Consider the following 13,445-nt stretch of genomic DNA (forward strand, 5'->3'; position numbering starts at 1 on the left):
GCGTCAGTAAAGGGGTAGCAATATGAGGGAGACATAAAATCAAAATGCCTGAATGAAGATATCGCTTTTGGTAAACCTATGAGGGAATATATTCTGGGTACAGGAGACTGAAAAAATGAAATCCCTGCCGTATACCATCGCGCTTCTTTTTTGCGGATTGATTATCGTGTCAATGGCTGCAAAAGGTCATTCAACGGACACAGACGAGTCCGTTCAAAAGTGGGAACAGCTTGCCTGGAGCAAAATTCAGGATGAATATAAGGGCGCTTCATTTTCTGATTATGCTTATATGGGGCGTACAGAGGTGAATGATCAGCAGACGAAAGATGTCTTTCGGGTGACAGTCAGACAGAAAGATGACACTTTTTCTGTTCGGGCCGAAGTCTATTTTCATCCGGTGACAAATCATATGATCAGCATCAACGTCTTTAGGCTCTAATAAAAAACTGTACAGCCGTTAAGGCCGCACAGTTTCTGTTTTTAGAAATATCGTTTTGCACCGAGATAGCGCTGTTTCCAGTAAGAGTTGTTCATATTGGAAATGACAACTCCGGAATCGTTGGCATTTATGAATTCCCCGTTGCCTAGGTAAATTCCGACGTGGGAAGGGCCGGCTTTATATGTTGTAAAGAAAACGAAATCTCCGACAGCAGGCTGGCTAACTGATTTCATTGTGTTCCAATATCCCGCTGCCGTTAATCTAGATACGGATGTGACTTTGTTCAGTACATAGTAAATGAATCCGCTGCAGTCAAACCCGGACGGTGTCGTGCCTCCCCAGCGATACGGAACCCCAAGCTGCGCTTTAGCGGCCGAAATCATTGTGTTAATCTTCGCACTCGTTGAGCTGGTGGTGTTTGAAGAACCGGATGAAGACGATGATGAAGCTTTTCCGGAAATGACCAGCTTTTGGCCAACCTGCAAGACATCCGTTTTTAAATTGTTTTTCTCACGAATCTGCTGAGCTGTTACATTAAATTTTTGAGCAATCACCCATAAGGAATCACCGCTTTTCACTGTGTATGTAGTCGTCGTGCCTGAGCTTGCATTTGACGAAGAAGACGACGATGATGAAGAGCCTGAAGATGCTTTACCTGTCAGCTTCAATACTTGTCCAACGTACAGCACATCTGATTTCAGATTGTTGATATTTCGGATTTGCTGTACAGACAGGTTATAGTTGTTTGCGATTTTCCAAAGTGAATCACCGCTTTTAACGGTATATTTAGTTGTTGCTGAAGTTTGGTTCGATTTGGATGAAGTGTCTTTAGAAGACGTATCAGAGCCGCTTGATTTTGTTTTCAACACCTGATTCACGTAAATGGTGTCTGATTTTAAGTTGTTCAAGACCTTCAATTCAGCGATGGACATATTGACTTTGTTTGCAATTTTCCAGAGTGAATCTCCAAGCTGCACCTTATATGTTCCCGTAGAAGATGAGGAACTTGAACTCTTATTAGAACTGCTTTTTGAACTGGAGCTTGAACTCTTATTGGAACTGCTTTTTGTACTGGAACTTGAAGAAACAGTACCGGACACCTTTAATTTCTGCCCAGCACGAATTAAATCGCTGCTTAGTCCGTTTAATTTTTTCAGTTCCTGCACCGTCATTTTAAACTCATTTGCGATCAGCCAAAGTGAATCTCCGCTTTTCACTGTGTAAACAGAACTTCCGCTCTTCTTGGTTGTTGAGCTTGAAGTAGATGAAGAAGTGCTGGATTTGCTGCCTGGAATAGTAAGCGTCTGGCCGATCGACAGAACAGTAGTCGAAAGATGATTGGCGGATGTGAGGGCCGCCACACTTGTGTTATAGGTTTGGGCCAGTTTCCATAAAGAATCTCCGCTTTTGACCTTAATCGTTGCTGCTTCAGCTGGTGTCACTGCTAAAGTTGTGCCGACAATCGCAGATGCTGTCAGCCCTGCTGCTAATTTCTTTTTCATCTTAGCTCTCCTTTTTCCCCCAATGATTTTGCATTTGCTGTTTCTTTTTTATATCGGCACATTTGTCTCATCGTTTTGCCTTTTTATAAAAATAGCCAAATTATCTTAACAATAAGGGGGAAAAAGGGCATAAAAAAGAAGGAATCTTGATCTATTCCTTCATTTTTAAAAGCTTCATGATATCTTCTTTGTTTTTGACGAGGTCGCGCAGTGTGTATTTGTCTAAAACTGCGAGGTAGGCCAAAAGCGCTTCATTCAGCACATGTTTTAAGCCGCAAACCGGGGAAATAACACAGAGATTCTTATTCGCATCAAAACATTCAACAATATTAAAATCGTCCTCCGTTTTTCTGACAACCTCACCGATGTTGATGTCTTCAGGTTCCATGCCTAATCGTATGCCGCCGCCCCGTCCGCGTATCGTTTCTACGTAGCCGAGCTGGCCGAGCCTGTATATGACTTTCATGAGATGATTTTTTGAAATAGAATACGTTTCGGCAATCTGTTTTATATTTGAAAGTTCTCCGGGACGCTCTGCAGCCAGAAAAATCAACACTCTTAATGAATAATCTGTATAATTGGTTAACTTCATAATAAGACCTCAGAATAAGACATTTTCTATATCTTATCATAATCGATTGAAAAATGAAAAAAAAGGAATTAAAAAAACATGCACCCAGCTGGGTGCATGTTTTTTGCTTACATGTCATTCGGCGGATTTTGGTTTTTTCGGTTTTTTTCGATTTCTGTGTTTTGCATTTTGCGTTCAAATGTAGACAGATAACGTGATGCAAAATCCTTACCGCCAAGGCCGAAGGATAAACCGAAAGCGAGTGCGAAGCCGCTAAGAACGATGATGAACGCGGAATTGACGATTGTCGCAGCGACACCAAGCTGATCCAGGGCCATAAAGAAAGCAAGTGCGATAATCGTATATTTAGCAATAGGCGCTAAAGACTTGAATTCCTGGCCTTTTATCATGCTTGCGAGCACTTTTCTCACCAATTCTCCTGCGTAAAGGCCGAGTCCGAGAATGAATACTGCGACAAGGACATTCGGCAGATACGCGATGATGCCAGTGGCAATTTCTACGAGGAAGTGCAGCCGAACAATTTGAAGAGCCTCAGCTGTAAAGAGCAGAATGACAATGATTTGCGCAATCATACCGACAACTTGAGACAAGGACAGCTTTGCAGGCGTTCCGGCTTCCATGCCCATTTTCCCTAAGACAGAATCAAAGCCTGCGCGATGGAGCAGTCCGGACACCATGGATTTCACCCATTTTCCTGCCCAGATACCTGCTAAAACAAGCACGATGGCAATCATGATGTTCGGAAGTATGTTTAAAATCGTATTCAGCATAGAGACAGCCGGTTTTGAAATGCCGGAGACATCCAGCTGATCAAGCGCTGAAATGACCACCGGAATCATAATCAGCACATAAGCGATTGTTCCGATGACTGCTGAAAGGCTTGTATCTTTTAAGTAAATTGATAAACCCATACGTGCCGCGAATCTTTCCGTGCCGATGCTTGCAAGGAAATTCGTAATGATATCACGAACAAGGCGGGCAACAAGCCAGCCGATTAATACGATAAGCGCCGCTGCAAATAATTTCGGCAGAAAAGCGAGCACGCTTTCCATCATATTTGTAAAAGGACCTGAAATGCCGCTGATTTTCAAAGAAGATAAGATCCCTGGCAGAAAAACAAGCAGCACGAGATAAAAGACAATTTGTGAAGCGGTATTGACAGCCTGGTGAATATCTTTTCCTTCAGACACCAAATTCCACTTGCGCAGTTTGTCACTCGTGTTCAGCTTCATCCCGATTTTTTTGACAAGGAAGCTCAAAACAGAGGCTGCAGCCCATCCTAACAGCAGAATGAGTCCGGCTTTCAGCACGCTTGGGATCGCGGCTGCAATCGCCGAAAGCATACTGACAAACGGCGATGCCACTGTTGTCAGGTGCAAAATGTTAAAGAATAAAATAAAGACGATGATCAGTGCGATAAAATAAACGACCTTGCTTATGACTTTTTCCGAGGAATAGCGTGAAGGCTTTTTCCCAGCAAAGAGCTTGTCGTCGATTTTTGTTTTGCTGAGTCCTTTGTATACCGCTTTTTCAATGATTTTAGCAATAGCCCAGCCGATTAATAAGACGAGTAAAGCAATGATTACGTTTGGCAGCTTACTGAGATAAGAAGAAAACACGTCTGCTACATTCAATTGGTATCGCTCCTTTTTCGTAGTATGGTGTGTGTTTACCCACTTATCCAATAAGCAAACAGATGAATGTGCCGGGGGGAATTTTTTCTTGCCCGAGTGAGACTATCATCTTTTGTCTGGCGGGCTCATACATTATAGATAAGTCCAAGTAGGGGGGATTCGGTTGAACGCGGAGGAGAAGAAGGGATTACAGCGGGCAATTGAGGAAATTACCGAAATTGCAAAAGGATTCGGCCTTGATTTCTACCCGATGAGATATGAAATCTGCCCGGCTGAAATTATTTATACATTTGGCGCGTACGGGATGCCGACAAGATTCAGCCACTGGAGCTTCGGCAAGCAGTTTCACAAGATGAAGCTGCACTATGATCTAGGGTTAAGTAAGATCTATGAGCTGGTCATTAACTCAGATCCATGCTACGCTTTTTTGCTGGACAGCAACTCACTGATCCAAAATAAATTGATTGTCGCACACGTTCTTGCTCATTGCGATTTCTTCAAAAACAACTGCCGTTTCCAAAACACGAAGCGCGATATGGTGGAAAGCATGGCGGCAACAGCTGAACGGATAAAACACTATGAACAGGTTCACGGGATAAAAGAAGTCGAATCTTTTTTAGATGCAATCCTTTCGATTCAGGAGCATATCGATCCGTCGTTGGTCCGACCAAAGCTCCAATGGAGTGTGGATGATGAGGAAGAGGAGATTGAAGAGGCAGCCACGCCTTACGATGATCTATGGTCATTGGATGAAAAGAAACCGAAAAAACAAGTGAAAAAATCGAAAAAACCGAAAAAACCGTTCCCGCCGCGGCCTGAAAAAGATATCCTGCTTTTTATCGAGGAGCATTCCCGGGAGCTGGAGCCATGGCAGCGTGATATATTAACGATGATGAGAGAGGAAATGCTTTATTTCTGGCCTCAGCTGGAAACCAAGATTATGAATGAGGGCTGGGCTTCCTATTGGCACCAGCGAATTATACGTGAGCTTGATTTAACCTCTGATGAAGCGATCGAGTTCGCCAAGCTGAATGCAGGTGTCGTTCAGCCGTCCAAAACAGGCATTAATCCTTATTATTTAGGGCTAAAAATATTTGAAGACATTGAAAAGAGGTACAACAACCCGACGGAGGAAATGAAGAAAATGGGCGTGCAGCCTGACTCCGGCCGGGAGAAAATGTTTGAGGTCAGGGAGATTGAATCCGATATCTCTTTCATCCGCAATTATTTAACCAAAGAATTAGTCATGCGCGAGGATCTTTATTTGTTTCAAAAACAGGGCCGAGATTATAAAATCATCGATAAACAGTGGAAGTCGGTGCGCGACCAGCTCGTAAGCATGCGGGTAAATGGCGGTTTTCCATATTTGACAGTAAACGACGGCGATTATATGAAAAATAACGAGCTCTATATTAAGCATTGGTATGAAGGAATAGAGTTAGATTTGAAATATTTGGAGAAGGTGCTTCCTTATTTATTCCAGCTTTGGGGAAGAAGCGTGCACATTGAGTCTGTGCTTGAGGATAAGGAAGTCATGTTTTCCTACGACGGAAAAGGTGTTCACCGCAGATATTTATAAAAAAGAGGATGCAGCGTTCTGCATCCTTTTTATTTTCCAGTTTTTAAAATCTTAAATATGATGTTTGCCTGGTCCGTATTGTTAATCAATCCGCGGAATTTTTCTTTTCCGGGGCCGTACGCGTATACCGGTACTTCTTCGCCGGTATGATCGGTACTCGTCCATCCGCTGTTGGAGCGGGTATTAAAAATCTTGATGATGGCTTTGTAGGCCCCTTTGCTTTTGTCAGCCTGTGCAGCTGCTTCAACGCTTTTGATTTCTTCAGATGTGACTTTCAGATTGCCATAGCGGGCGAGCACATCTTTTGCCGGTTTGCCCTCATTGATTTTCTTTGCCATAAATTCAGGGGTTTTTTTGGCGGCGAGAATCGGTTCTGCGTGCCAATTCTTTTCCCCGTTTGCGCCAATGGTAAAGCCGCCGGTTGTATGGTCAGCAGTTGCAATCACAAGTGTATGTTTGTCTTTTTTCGCAAATTCAATCGCGGCTTTATAGGCCTGTTCAAAATCTTTAACCTCGCTCATGGCTCCTACTGTATCATTGTCATGGGCCGCCCAGTCAATCTGGCTCCCTTCGACCATCAAGAAAAATCCTTTTTTATTTTGGTTCAGGCGATCAATTGCTGAAACCGTCATGTCTTTGAGAGACGGTGTTTTGCTGTCACGGTCGAGCGCCTTAGCAAGCCCTCCCTCTGCGAAAAGCCCGAGCACCTGCTGATCTTTATTTTTCTTCAATGCTTGTTTCGTTGTCACATAGCTGTAGCCGGCTTGTTTGAATTCCTTTGTCAAGTTTCTGTCCTTGCGGTTAAAATACGATTTTCCGCCGCCGAGCAGCACGTCTATTTTATGTTTGCCTTTTATTTTGTCATCCATATAGCTGTTGGCGATTTGGTCCATGTTTTTCCGTGATTCATTGTGGGCGCCATATGCGGCTGGAGTGGCGTGGTTAATTTCAGACGTGGCGACAAGCCCTGTTGACTTGCCTTGCTGTTTGGCCTCTTCAAGTACAGATTTCACTTTTTTTCCGTTTTTATCGACGCCAATTGCATTGTTATATGTCTTAACGCCTGTCGCTAATGCTGTTCCGGCTGCTGCTGAATCTGTAATATTATAGTCAGGGTCATCCGGATGCGTCATCATCATGCCTGTCAGGTTCCGGTCAAATTCTGTTAACTTCGGGTTATTCGGTGTGTCACCGTTATTTTTCATGGAACGGTAGGCTCTTATGTAAGGCGTCCCCATGCCGTCGCCTATCATCACAATGACATTTCTGATCTCAGCTTTGTCTTGTTTTTTGGCGCTGGCCTTTTCTGATTGCTGCAGCTCAGCTCCGGCAAAGACTCCAGCTGTAAGGACAGAAACAGCGGCGATTGGCAGAAGTTTTGATTTCATATTTTGAAACAAACTCATTTTTTTCATGCCTCCTTTAATGTATTCCGTTTATTATGTTAGGGAAATTTTGTTAAATGCGGCTGCTGATCATGTAAACAATAAGTAAAGCCTTGTAAGGAAATAAAAAAACGCTTTTCGTTATCTTGCCTTATTTGATGTAAAGCATTCATTTTTCAGAAAAATCTTTACCTCTCTGTCTTTGCATGATATGTTTGTTTAAATAAAAAAACTGCGGATAACCGCAGCTCTCCTCGAATATTCTTTATCACTCATTTTTCCGATATGTGAGCCGACCCCGAAAGTTTTCCATTTATTTCCTTTAGGTTGAAAAACATCCCATAAAACATGACAAAAGCACTCGTTTTTTGTCACCTTTGCAACGAAAATGAAATATTTAATACCCTTAAAAACTTTTTTTTAGAACGAATAATTAAGAAATTTGTCACATGAAGTCAAGACTATTTCTGATGGGAATCTATCCTTATAATAGAAATCAATAAGATTAATTAAAAAAAGAGATACATATATATAGAGTTAACATTTGGGGAGGAAAATATGAAAAAGCAAATCATTACAGCTACGACAGCAGTTGTTTTAGGATCGACGTTATTTGCAGGAGCGGCATCTGCACAAAGCATTAAGGTGAAAAAAGGCGACACGTTATGGGATCTTTCAAGAAAATACGACACAACGATCAGTAAAATTAAATCAGAGAACCACCTTCGTTCAGACATTATTTATGTGGGACAAACTTTATCGATTAACGGCAAATCTACAAGTTCAAAAAGCAGCAGTTCTTCTTCCTCTTCTTCTACATACAAAGTAAAGAGCGGGGACAGCCTTTGGAAAATTTCAAAAAAATACGGCATGACAATCAATGAACTGAAGAAGCTGAATGGCTTAAAATCAGATTTGCTTCGTGTTGGACAAGTCCTGAAACTGAAAGGTTCAACTAGTTCAAGCAGCTCCAGCTCATCAAAAGTGTCATCGTCTTCAACTTCTACTTATAAAGTAAAGAGCGGAGACAGCCTTTCTAAAATTGCGAGCAAATACGGCACTACGGTTAGCAAATTAAAAAGCTTAAACGGCTTAAAATCAGATGTAATCTATGTCAACCAAGTATTGAAGGTGAAAGGAACAAGCACAAGCAGCTCAAAACCTGCTTCATCTTCATCGTCTTCAAGCAGCAAAACGTCATCTACATCACTTAATGTGAGCAAGCTGGTTTCTGATGCAAAAGCGTTAGTCGGAACGCCATATAAATGGGGCGGAACGACAACTTCAGGCTTTGACTGCAGCGGATTCATTTGGTACGTACTGAATAAACAAACAAGTGTGGGCAGAACAAGCACTGCAGGATACTGGAGTTCTATGAAGAGCATTGCCAGCCCGTCTGTTGGTGATTTCGTCTTCTTCACAACATATAAATCCGGCCCTTCTCACATGGGGATTTACATTGGAAACAACAGTTTCATTCATGCAGGATCTGACGGCGTACAAATCAGCAGCCTGAACAACAGCTACTGGAAGCCTCGTTACCTCGGTGCGAAAAGATTCTAATTTTTAGAGAAAACCCGTTCATTGGAACGGGTTTTTTTCATTAGACGGAGCACAGGCGTTTTGGTTGCTCCTAAAAATGAAAATGTGATAAAAAATCCAAGAATTTTTTTTCTTTCTTATTTTCATAAAGGGCAATCGCGTAAGCGCCGGCATAAGGCAGCTGTACAGACTGATAAGGAATTCTGATCATCTGTTTCTCTGCTAACTCACGCTTTACTGTAGATAAAGGCAGAAATGAAACTCCGAGTCCTTCCTTGATAAACCGTTTCGTTATATGTGTTTGAGTGACCTTCATTGTTCTCACAAATGGAAATGTCATTCTGACTTGACGGAGCAAGTCGTCCCAGTAATCAGGATGATTGTGGGTCAAAAGCAGGTATTGTTCGAGCACCCCTTTGGCATCAATTTCGTTGTCTTCTATGAAACGCTTATCGGGCGGGGCAACAAGGACGACAGGGTCTTTGTATAAGCAGTGGCAGCTTAAAGAAGAAGACTGTACCTTTAAACAGCTTAGTCCGATATCTGCTTCCCCGGCTTTAATCAGTGACGCGATTTCCGCTGATTCGAAAATCGTAACCGCCATTTCTGTTTCCGTATTCATTGCTGTGTACCGTTTCATGACAGAAGGAAGCACAGTATCTGCAATAAGCGGAGAAACCGCGAGCTGTAAGGTTTGAGAGTAGCCTTGTCTCACTCTGTGAAGCTCTGCCATGCTGTTTTCATAATCATCAAGAAGCCTGAGCGCATACGGCAAATACGCCCTGCCTTCATCAGTCAGCTGGATTTGCCTGCCTTTACGCTCGAACAGCTTGCAGCTGATTTCTTTTTCTAATTGCTTGATATGTACGGTCACAGTGGGCTGAGATAAGAAAAGCGTTTCCGCCGTTTTTCGGAAGTTCTCATATTTTGCAGCGGTCACAAAGGTGTGAAGCCATTTGAAATCCATTTCTATTCTCCCTCTGATTAATATTTTTAATTAATTCCCTTTAAAATATTCATTATTTTTTAAATATTATATTTACTATAATAACAGAAAAGGATAGGGGGAATACAAATGGTACATTACGGATTAAAGGGAATTACATGTGTGGAAACATCAATCAGCCATATTGATGGTGAAAAAGGGCGTCTGATTTACAGAGGACATCATGCAAAAGACATCGCACTGAATCACAGCTTTGAAGAAGCGGCTTATTTGATTTTATTTGGGAAACTGCCTTCAACTGAAGAATTGCAGGTATTTAAAGATAAGCTGGCTGCGGAACGGAATCTTCCGGAACATATTGAGCGCTTGATTCAATCACTGCCAAACAACATGGACGATATGTCGGTGCTGAGAACGGTTGTTTCAGCATTGGGGGAAAATACGTACACATTCCATCCGAAAACAGAAGAAGCAATCCGGCTGATTGCAATCACGCCTTCCATCATTGCATACAGAAAAAGATGGACGCGCGGTGAACAAGCAATTGCACCTTCTTCCCAGTACGGACATGTCGAAAACTACTATTATATGCTCACAGGTGAACAGCCTTCAGAGGCAAAAAAGAAAGCGCTTGAAACCTATATGATTCTGGCCATGGAGCACGGCATGAACGCATCCACTTTTTCGGCACGGGTCACGTTATCTACAGAGAGTGATTTAGTGTCAGCCGTCACGGCTGCTCTCGGTACGATGAAAGGTCCGCTGCACGGAGGCGCTCCTTCTGCGGTGACAAAAATGCTTGAAGACATTGGAGAAAAGGAACATGCTGAAGCATATCTGAAAGAAAAACTCGAAAAAGGAGAGCGCTTGATGGGATTCGGCCACAGGGTGTACAAAACAAAAGACCCGCGGGCAGAAGCTTTGAGACAGAAAGCAGAAGAGGTGGCCGGCAATGACCGTGATCTTGATCTTGCGCTGCATGTAGAAGCAGAAGCGATTCGTTTGCTAGAAATCTACAAACCGGGACGAAAGCTGTACACAAATGTTGAATTTTACGCAGCTGCAGTGATGAAGGCCATCGATTTTGACGATGAATTGTTTACTCCGACCTTTTCAGCAAGCCGAATGGTAGGGTGGTGCGCCCATGTACTGGAACAGGCAGAAAACAACATGATTTTCCGCCCGTCAGCGCAATATACCGGTGCCATTCCCGAGGAAGTTCTTTCATAACATATTTTGGCGTTTATTCATTTCTGTCGTGTGGTAACGTTCAGTATCAACCACATGTCTAGGAGTGATGAATGTGAACTCAATGGACAGACAAACAGAAGGACAAGAACCGCAGCATCAGGACAGACAGCCGGGCATTGAGTCAAAAATGAATCCGCTGCCGCTGTCAGAGGACGAGGATTATCGAGGAAGCGGAAAACTGAAAGGAAAAGTCGCGATCATTACTGGAGGCGACAGCGGAATAGGGAGAGCAGCAGCTATTGCCTTTGCTAAAGAGGGGGCTGATATCTCCATTCTATACTTAGACGAGCATTCGGACGCAGAGGAAACACGTAAACGGATCGAAAAGGAGAATGTCCGCTGCCTGCTTATCCCGGGAGATGTCGGGGACGAAAACCATTGTGAACAAGCTGTGCAGCAAACAGTCGACCATTTTGGTAAACTCGATATCTTAGTGAACAACGCCGCTGAACAGCATCCCCAGGACAGCATTCTCAATATTTCAACAGAACAGCTGGAAAAAACCTTTCGCACAAATATTTTTTCCATGTTTCATATGACGAAGAAAGCTTTGCCTCACCTGCAAGAGGGGAGTGCCATTATTAATACGACATCGATTACCGCTTATGAAGGGGATACGGCGTTAATTGATTATTCCAGCACAAAGGGTGCGATTGTTTCCTTTACGCGTTCCATGGCGAAGTCGCTTGCAGATAAAGGCATCAGAGTGAATGCGGTGGCGCCCGGTCCGATTTGGACACCGCTTATTCCGGCGACATTCCCTGAGGAAAAAGTGAAACAGCACGGCTTGGATACCCCAATGGGAAGACCGGGACAGCCGGTTGAGCATGCAAGCGCCTATGTTCTGCTGGCGTCTGACGAATCTTCCTATATGACAGGGCAGACCATTCATGTGAATGGCGGCCGTTTTATTTCAACGTAATCAACGAAAAACCAGCTCAAGAGCTGGTTTTTTGTGTGGTGAAAAATTTCAAAATAAAAAATTTGTCGATTTTTCTAACAATTTTGTTTTCATTTTTGCAATTTTATATATAATATTGAGTAGGAGAAAGGAATGATTCGCGACCAGTACAAATATAGTAGAAAAAAAGAAAAATGACCATTGTTGCTCATGAATTCAGAAAATTCAAATAAAATATATAAAAATAGATGATCGGGAGTTGAAGGGGAATGAAAGGGAGCGTTTTTAGGAAGAAAAGCATTCAGGATTTAATCGCTGCGACGAGCGGTGAAAAGTCTTTAAAAAGAGAATTAGGGGCATTTGATTTAACGTTGCTTGGAATCGGCGCCATTATTGGCACAGGGATTTTTGTTCTGACGGGAACAGGTGCAGTCACGGCCGGTCCCGGGCTGACGATTTCATTTGTTGTGGCGGCGCTGGCTTGTTTATTCGCCGCCCTGTCTTACGCGGAATTTGCGTCAAGTGTGCCTGTTTCAGGTTCGGTGTATACATTCACTTATGCGACATTGGGAGAGCTTATGGCCTTTATTATCGGGTGGGATTTAATTTTAGAATACATGCTGGCGGTAAGTGCAGTGTCGGTCGGCTGGTCTGGTTATTTCCAATCGTTTTTATCAGGGCTCGGCATTCATCTTCCGGTTGCTTTAACAGCGGCACCGGGCGCAGTGAAAGGCACCTTTACCCTGTTTAATCTTCCTGCATTCGTCATTGTAATGGCGATCACATATTTGCTTTATTTAGGCATCAAAGAATCAAAAAGAGTCAACAATATCATGGTTATCTTGAAGATACTGGTTGTTCTGCTGTTTATCGCGGTGGCAGCCGTTTACGTGAAGCCGCACAACTGGCAGCCGTTTATGCCGATGGGCTTTGGCGGCGTGTTCAGTGCAGCGGCGCTCGTATTCTTTGCTTTTATCGGATTTGACGCTGTATCCTCTGCTGCGGAAGAGACGAAAAATCCCGCGAAGGATCTGCCTAAAGGCATTATTTTCTCTTTACTGATCTGCACGATTTTATATGTCACCGTATCAGCGATCATGACTGGGGTTATCCCGTTTGCTCAATTTGCGGGTGTGGATCATCCGGTTTCTCTAGTTCTTCAAAGCGCAGGGCAAAATTGGGTGGCAGGCATCATTGATATTGGCGCCGTGTTGGGAATGACAACAGTTATGCTCGTGATGCTTTACGGGCAGACCCGCGTCATGTTTGCCATGTCGCGTGACGGACTTTTGCCGGGTTCACTTTCTAAAGTGCATCCAAAGCACAAAACACCTTATGTAGCCACTTGGTTTTTCGGAACGATGTCGGCGCTTCTCGGCTCACTTGTTCCACTGGATGAACTTGCAAAGCTGGTAAACATCGGGACGCTGTCGGCATTTGTACTGATTTCTGTGGCAGTTATCGTTTTGAGAAAGAAACAGCCTGATCTTCCGAGAGCCTTTAAATGCCCGGGAGTTCCCGTGATCCCAGGCCTGGCGATTCTGTTCTGCCTGTTCTTGATTTTAAATCTGGGATGGGTGACGATTGTCCGCTTCCTAGTGTGGCTGTTAATCGGCTTGGTAATCTATTTTCTGTATTCAAGAAAGCATTCAAAATTAAATCAATAACCTTTTG

General features: G+C 43.3%; 11 protein-coding genes. 6 read left to right on the forward strand and 5 right to left on the reverse strand.

Annotated elements, in window-relative coordinates:
• The first annotated feature begins 115 nt into the window (after nt 1-115).
• Complete coding sequence (locus tag NSQ09_RS10925) at nt 116-439, forward strand: YqzG/YhdC family protein (protein ID WP_003233371.1); 324 nt, start codon at nt 116-118, stop codon at nt 437-439.
• A 41-nt stretch (nt 440-480) separates the two neighbouring features.
• Here NSQ09_RS10925 and lytF read toward each other — a convergent pair whose 3' ends face one another.
• The 3 genes from lytF to NSQ09_RS10940 all read right to left on the reverse strand — a co-directional run bounded on the left by lytF (nt 481) and on the right by NSQ09_RS10940 (nt 4,167).
• Nucleotides 481-1,941: a peptidoglycan endopeptidase LytF gene (gene lytF / locus NSQ09_RS10930; protein ID WP_014479292.1), complete on the reverse strand. Its 1,461-nt coding sequence runs from the start codon at nt 1,939-1,941 to the stop codon at nt 481-483.
• Nucleotides 1,942-2,092: 151 nt separating this feature from the next.
• Nucleotides 2,093-2,533 carry a nitric oxide-sensing transcriptional repressor NsrR gene (nsrR, locus tag NSQ09_RS10935; RefSeq protein WP_014479293.1) on the reverse strand — a complete coding sequence of 147 codons (441 nt, stop codon included), beginning with the start codon at nt 2,531-2,533 and terminating at the stop codon, nt 2,093-2,095.
• Between the two features lie 107 nt (nt 2,534-2,640).
• Nucleotides 2,641-4,167 (reverse strand): mechanosensitive ion channel, encoded by a 1,527-nt coding sequence (locus tag NSQ09_RS10940; RefSeq protein ID WP_017695403.1) that lies wholly within the window; start codon nt 4,165-4,167, stop codon nt 2,641-2,643.
• Nucleotides 4,168-4,330: 163 nt separating this feature from the next.
• On the opposite strand from NSQ09_RS10940, the gene spoVR reads away from it, so the two are divergent.
• Nucleotides 4,331-5,746 carry a stage V sporulation protein SpoVR gene (gene spoVR, locus NSQ09_RS10945; RefSeq protein ID WP_017695402.1) on the forward strand — a complete coding sequence of 472 codons (1,416 nt, stop codon included), beginning with the start codon at nt 4,331-4,333 and terminating at the stop codon, nt 5,744-5,746.
• Nucleotides 5,747-5,775: 29 nt separating this feature from the next.
• Here the strand turns inward: spoVR and phoA are convergent, their stop codons facing one another.
• Nucleotides 5,776-7,161 (reverse strand): alkaline phosphatase PhoA, encoded by a 1,386-nt coding sequence (gene phoA, locus NSQ09_RS10950; protein WP_080031053.1) that lies wholly within the window; start codon nt 7,159-7,161, stop codon nt 5,776-5,778.
• 528 nt (nt 7,162-7,689) lie between these two features.
• On the opposite strand from phoA, the gene lytE reads away from it, so the two are divergent.
• Nucleotides 7,690-8,694 (forward strand): peptidoglycan endopeptidase LytE, encoded by a 1,005-nt coding sequence (lytE, locus tag NSQ09_RS10955; RefSeq protein ID WP_003244816.1) that lies wholly within the window; start codon nt 7,690-7,692, stop codon nt 8,692-8,694.
• Nucleotides 8,695-8,764: 70 nt separating this feature from the next.
• On the opposite strand, the gene citR is transcribed toward lytE, so the two are convergent.
• Nucleotides 8,765-9,640, reverse strand: a complete 876-nt coding sequence (gene citR, locus NSQ09_RS10960) for a transcriptional regulator CitR (RefSeq protein WP_341031356.1) — start codon at nt 9,638-9,640, stop codon at nt 8,765-8,767.
• Between the two features lie 108 nt (nt 9,641-9,748).
• On the opposite strand from citR, the gene citA reads away from it, so the two are divergent.
• The 3 genes from citA to bcaP all read left to right on the forward strand — a co-directional run bounded on the left by citA (nt 9,749) and on the right by bcaP (nt 13,438).
• Entirely contained in the window at nt 9,749-10,849 is a 1,101-nt protein-coding gene (citA, locus tag NSQ09_RS10965) for a citrate synthase CitA (RefSeq protein ID WP_024573277.1), read from the forward strand.
• Nucleotides 10,850-10,922: 73 nt separating this feature from the next.
• A complete protein-coding gene (locus NSQ09_RS10970; RefSeq protein WP_095843604.1) occupies nt 10,923-11,792 on the forward strand; it encodes an SDR family oxidoreductase in 870 nt (289 codons plus the stop codon).
• A gap of 248 nt (nt 11,793-12,040) precedes the next feature.
• Nucleotides 12,041-13,438 carry a branched-chain amino acid transporter BcaP gene (bcaP, locus tag NSQ09_RS10975; protein WP_341031359.1) on the forward strand — a complete coding sequence of 466 codons (1,398 nt, stop codon included), beginning with the start codon at nt 12,041-12,043 and terminating at the stop codon, nt 13,436-13,438.
• Nucleotides 13,439-13,445 lie beyond the last annotated feature (7 nt).

The organism is Bacillus sp. FSL W8-1202, from assembly GCF_038006165.1.
Classification (GTDB): Bacteria; Bacillota; Bacilli; order Bacillales; family Bacillaceae; genus Bacillus; species Bacillus subtilis.